Below are 4678 nucleotides of genomic sequence, written 5' to 3' on the forward strand. Positions count from 1 at the left end.
CGCCAGCGCCGAGCTGATCCGGCGCCACCACAACGCCACACTGCCGGCCATCACCAGCTTCGGCCGGCCGATCCGGGCACTGGCGTCGGAAGTCATCGGGTTTGGCGGCGGCGCGGCGGGCGGCTAAGGCAAGAGACAGAGACAGAGAAAGAGAAAAAGAAAGAGAAGGCCGCATCGTCAAGGCAAAACCAACCCAGGACAACCACGCCACCATGATTACCTGCTACCTGCGCTATATCGTCGACCCCAACAAGCTCAAGGAATTCGAGCACTACGGCAAGCTGTGGATTCCGCTGGTCGAGAAATTCGGCGGCCAGCATCATGGCTACTTCCTGCCGTCGGAAGGCGCCAACAACGTGGCGCTGGCCTTGTTCTCCTTCCCCAGCCTTGCGCTGTACGAGGCGTATCGCAACCAGTCCTTCGACGATCCGGAGTGCCAGGCGGCGTTCCGCTACGCGCAGGAAACGCAATGCATCGTCAGCTACGAGCGTAGTTTCTTCCGGCCGGTGTTCGAGTAAGGCGGAGCAAGCCAACGCATCGTGTGCGCCGCCGCGATGCGCGCGGTCACCGCACCATCGCCTGCCCGATCAACTGTCCCAGCAGCTTCACCCCTTCCTCGATCCGCTCTTCTGCAATGGCCGTATAGCCCATGCGGAAGTGCGGCGACGGCGCATCGGTAGAAAAGAACACATCCCCCGGCTCGATGATGACGCCGTGCGTGAGCGCGATCGCGGCCAGCTTGCGGGCGTCGAGCCCGGGCGGGCCTTCCACCCAGAACGAGGACGCGCCGGGCGAGTTGCGCGCGCGCGCCTGCGGCAGGTGGCGCGCCAGCATGTCGCGCAGGATCTCGGCGCGGCGCTGGAAGATGGGCGCCACGCGCCGCAGCAGCGCGTCGTGGTGGCCCAGCGAGATGAACAGCGCCGTGGCGCGCTGGTTGTTGGCGGGGGGGTGGCGCAGCATGAAGCGGCGCAGCGCGCGCGCCTGGCGGATCACGGCGGCGGGGGCGACGATGTAGCCGAGCCGGATGCCGGGTACGAAGGATTTGGACAGGCTGCCCACGTAGATCACGCGGCCATCGCGGTCCAGGCTTTTCAGCGCGGGGATGGGCTGGGTCAGTGCGGGGTTCTCGGTGTCGTAGTCGTCCTCGATCAGCACCACGTCGTGGCGGCGGGCTTCGCGCAGCAGCGTCTCGCGCCGCTCCAGCGGCATGGTGACCGTGGTGGGGCACTGGTAGCTGGGCGTGATGAAGGCGTAGTCGCACTGGGCCAGCGCGTCGTCGGGGCACAAGCCGGACTCGTCCACCGCCAGCGGCACCACCTCGCCCGCGCGCATGCCGAAGATGTGGCGCGCATCGTTATAGCCCGGCTCTTCCAGCCCGACCCGCGCGCCTTGCATCAGCAGGTCGGCCAGCAGGTAGAGCGCGTTTTGCGCGCCCATGGTGACCATGATCTCGTCAGGGTTGGCCCACACGCCCCGGCGCGGCAGGATGTGCTTTTGCAACTGCTCGATCAGCAGCGGATCGTCGCGGTCGATCAGGTCCGACGCCCAGCCGCGGATCTCCAGCACGGCCAGCGCCATGCGCGAGCATTCGCGCCAGTCGGCGGTGGGAAACAGCGCGGGGTCGAACTGGCCGTAGATGAAGGGGTAGGGATAGTTTTGCCACTCGTTGGGCTTGACGATTGCACGTTTGCCGGTCATGTCCGGCAGCCGCGCGTCCCAGTCCGGGCGGCCTTCGCCTGTGTCCTCGGGGATGGCCGCGCCGATGGCCCGGGCCTGCGCCGAGCCAGGCCTGGCGGCGCTGGGCAACTGTTCCACCACGAAGTAGCCGCGCCGCGGCTTGGTCTCCAGGAAGCGTTCCTCGACCAGTTGCTGGAAAGCCAGGATCACCGTGTTGCGGGCGATGCCCAGCGTGACCGCCAGTTCGCGGCTGGAGGGCAGGGCGCTGCCTTCCGGCAGCTGCCGGGCGAGAATGGCCGACACCAGCTGCTGGCGCAACTGCGCCTGCAGGCTGACGCCGGAATCGGAGGAAAGCTGCAGCAGCCGGTTCCAGAAAGTGTTTGCCTTGCCTACGCTTGCCATGCCGCTCCCGTTGCTGTGGCCAATGCCGTGGACGCCTTGGTGAGCGTATGCCGGGCCGTTGTCGTGTGCGGCAGATTATGGGCGAAGCCGCGCGCCGGGGAAATGCGGGTTGCCCGCAGTCCGGCGCCACGGCTTCTCAGCGGCCGAGGATCCACCCCGCCAGGCTTTGCAGGTCTTCCTTGGAGAGCGCGGCATAGGCCGGCATTGGCACTTGCCCCCACTTGCCCGCGCCGCCCGCGCGGATGTTCTGCGCCACCAGCGCCGCGGCGCCCGGCTGGTTCGCGTACTTTGCCGCGACCTCCTTGAACGCGGGTCCCACCACCTTCTTGTCGACAGCGTGGCAGGCGGTGCAGCCATTGGACGTGAGCAAGGCTTGGGGATCATGGTTGCCGGCGATCGTGGCAGGGGCGGCCGGCACCGGTGCGCTGCCTTGCGCGGCGGGCGCGCCAGCGTAGGCCGTGCGCTCCGCGCCATAGGTCTTGGTCAGGTAGTCGACCATGGCGGGGATGTCTTCATCCGCGAACGGCGCGCCGAAGGGCTTCTTCATCTTCCTGACCGTCGCCTCCCAGTAGCTGCGCGGCGACGATGGCGGTTGCGTCAGCACGTACTGCGCGGAGTGGCAGGCCATGCAGTTTTGCTGCACCAGGCGATAGCCGGGCAGGTCGCTCGGCGTGTAGCGCGCGGTCTCCGGCGGCAGCGTGATTTCCAGTGCCAGCGCGGCGCTCGCCATGCCGGCGGCGCACAGGGCAAGGGCGAGTATCGCGCCATGGCGGCGCAAGGGCTTGGCGAGTTGCATGGCGGCCTCCTTCATGCTGCCACCACGCGCGTGGTTTCCACCACGTTGCGCATATAGCCGGCGGGGTTCCATAGCGCGGTGAGCGGCTGGCTCTGGCCGATGCGGTTGCTGGCGCGCACCTTCAGTTCGTACTCGCCCTTCCTTGGCGGCGTAAACGCCGCCGTCCATTCGCGGAAGGAGTAGCGGCCCAGGTCCTTGCCCAGTTGCGCGGCGCGCCAGGTGCGCCCGCCGTCCGTCGACAGGGCCACCTCGTCAATGCCATGGCCGCCGTCGAAGGCGATGCCGCGCAGCACGGTCTGGCGGCCGGCCTGCACCCTGGCGCCATCGGCCACGCTGGTGATGAAAGAGCGCACGTTGAAGCGGTTGATCGGCACCGTGCGCGCGGGCGCCGTGCCGGGCGCCACGCAGGCGCAGGGATTGTCGGGGATGCGATAAGCCGCGTTCATCCAGAAGCCGTCGAACGGCTTGTCCAGCACCTGGATATCGGCCAGGTGCTTGACCCAGTAGGTGCCGTAGTAGCCTGGCACGATCAGGCGCAGCGGATAGCCGTTGAGCATGGGCAGGTCCGCGCCGTTCATGGCCCAGGCGAGCATGACCTCGCCGTCGAGCGCGTGGTCGATGGCCAGTGCCTTGACGAAGTCCGGGCCGCCTTCCAGCGGCGGGCGGTCCATGCCGTCAAAGCTCACCTGCATKGCGCCGGCCTGCACGCCGGCCTTATCCAGCAGGGCTTTCAGGGGCACGCCGGTCCAGCGCGCATTGCCCATGGCGCCGTTGCCGAGTTGCCCGCCGTTGGCGCGYGGCGAGAAAAAGCCCCGGCTGTTGCCCGAGCACTGGTTGACCGCCACCAGGTCCACCGGGGTGGCCAGGCGCTTGATCTCGTCCAGAGAGAGTTCCAGCGGGGCGTTGACCTTGCCGCCCACGCGCAGCCGGTAGGTTTGCGGATCGATGCTGGTGGGGATGCCGCTCCAGTGGTAACGCACGAAGAAGGCATCGTTGGGCGTGATCGGGCCCTCGTTGAACACGCCAAACGGGGTCTCCAGCTGTGGCGGCCGGCTGGTCAGCAGGATCAGCGGGCGCTTCTGGGGGAAGGCCACCAGTTCGCGCTCGCCGTTCTCGAACGGCATCTCGATGCGCGCATTGGCGGCGGTGGCCGCCAGCGCTTGCAGCGCCGGGTGGGTCAGCGCGGCGCCGGCGCCGAGTGCGCCGAGCGAGCGCAGCACGCCGCGGCGGCCTGGCTGCGGGGGTACGGATTGATGGCCTCGGCCCATGCCTGGCTCCTCGTCTTTAGTGGGGATAGCGGTTCTTGGGGGACTCCGCTTTTATCAACCTTCAACCTTTTATCTTCAACCTTCAACCTTCAACCTTCAACCTTCCAGGTTCAGATCACCTCATCCTTCATGTGATACCTTCGAGCGCAGGGAACTTGCGGTGCAGGTCGGCAATGAGCTTGTCCTTGTACTTATGCTGCGGCGCATCGTTGCCGGTGATGGCGCTGCGGCTGCCGATCTGCAGGCGGCCGTCCGGCATCAGGCGGTAGTAGTGCCGCAGGATGCGGGTATCGGTGATGACCTGCGTCGTGCGGAAATTGCACGCCTCGCGCTCCGTGGGCGTCAACACTCGCGTGACGATGGAGTTCGACAGGATCGGGAATAGCCGGTTCTTGAGCTGCGCGTGCAGGCTCGGCGAGGTATAGCCGCCGGTGGCCACGCCCACCGCGCGGGCGCGCACGATGCCGCCAGGCGTCTTGAGGTAATGCACGCCGCCGCGCGTCTCCCAGCTCAGCACCGGGCTGGAGGGATGCAC

5 protein-coding genes are annotated in these 4678 nt (G+C 67.5%); 1 reads left to right on the forward strand and 4 read right to left on the reverse strand.

What is annotated here, in order from left to right; translation table 11 throughout:
- The first annotated feature begins 212 nt into the window (after positions 1 to 212).
- On the forward strand, positions 213 to 518 hold the full coding sequence (locus AC1DS3_RS35780) for an NIPSNAP family protein (protein ID WP_441634039.1): 306 nt from the start codon (positions 213 to 215) through the stop codon (positions 516 to 518).
- Positions 519 to 564: 46 nt separating this feature from the next.
- Here AC1DS3_RS35780 and pdxR read toward each other — a convergent pair whose 3' ends face one another.
- The 4 genes from pdxR to AC1DS3_RS35800 all read right to left on the reverse strand — a co-directional run.
- Positions 565 to 2079 (reverse strand): MocR-like pyridoxine biosynthesis transcription factor PdxR, encoded by a 1515-nt coding sequence (gene pdxR / locus AC1DS3_RS35785; protein WP_441634037.1) that lies wholly within the window; start codon positions 2077 to 2079, stop codon positions 565 to 567.
- Between the two features lie 136 nt (positions 2080 to 2215).
- A complete protein-coding gene (sorB, locus tag AC1DS3_RS35790) occupies positions 2216 to 2875 on the reverse strand; it encodes a SorB family sulfite dehydrogenase c-type cytochrome subunit (RefSeq protein ID WP_441634035.1) in 660 nt (219 codons plus the stop codon).
- Between the two features lie 11 nt (positions 2876 to 2886).
- Positions 2887 to 4143 (reverse strand): SorA family sulfite dehydrogenase catalytic subunit, encoded by a 1257-nt coding sequence (gene sorA, locus AC1DS3_RS35795; RefSeq protein WP_441634033.1) that lies wholly within the window; start codon positions 4141 to 4143, stop codon positions 2887 to 2889.
- A 127-nt stretch (positions 4144 to 4270) separates the two neighbouring features.
- The coding region (locus AC1DS3_RS35800) for an NAD(P)/FAD-dependent oxidoreductase (RefSeq protein WP_477129060.1) at positions 4271 to 4678 on the reverse strand (408 nt) is incomplete at its 5' end.

It is taken from the genome of Cupriavidus sp. 01L46 (assembly GCF_056399905.1).

Coding starts and splice junctions, on each gene's coding strand:
- pdxR (WP_441634037.1), bottom strand. CDS start 2,079: ATGGCAAGCGTAGGCAAGGCAAACACTTTCTGGAACCGGCTGCTGCAG.
- AC1DS3_RS35780 (WP_441634039.1), top strand. CDS start 213: ATGATTACCTGCTACCTGCGCTATATCGTCGACCCCAACAAGCTCAAG.
- sorB (WP_441634035.1), bottom strand. CDS start 2,875: ATGCAACTCGCCAAGCCCTTGCGCCGCCATGGCGCGATACTCGCCCTT.